The sequence below is a fragment of the Leucobacter musarum subsp. musarum genome (assembly GCF_001273845.1).
GTDB lineage: Bacteria > Actinomycetota > Actinomycetes > Actinomycetales > Microbacteriaceae > Leucobacter > Leucobacter musarum.
This window is the reverse complement of the sequence record NZ_JHBW01000060.1, coordinates 1-223: the sequence shown is the minus strand read 5'-3', so window position 1 is coordinate 223 and position 223 is coordinate 1. Positions and strand designations below refer to the sequence as shown.

The window sequence follows — 223 nt, the reverse complement described above, 5'->3', positions numbered from 1 at the left end:
CGATCGCCTCGACCACTACCGCGACGCGGGCCTGCCCGTGCTGCTGAGCGTGCACCACATCTTCGAGAACTCGGTATCGGGATCGTACGCGAACCTGTACAAGCGCGAGTTCGGCGACGACCAGGAGCGCATGGAGCGTCTGCTGGCGGCCCACCCGAACGTCACCATCATGAGCTCCCACACGCACTGGAGCCCGCTGCTGCACGACTGGAGCGTCGAGCAG

General features: G+C 65.9%; 1 pseudogene. It reads left to right on the top strand.

Annotated elements, in window-relative coordinates:
• Nucleotides 1-223: pseudogene (locus CH42_RS16550) on the top strand (hypothetical protein); the annotation flags it as partial.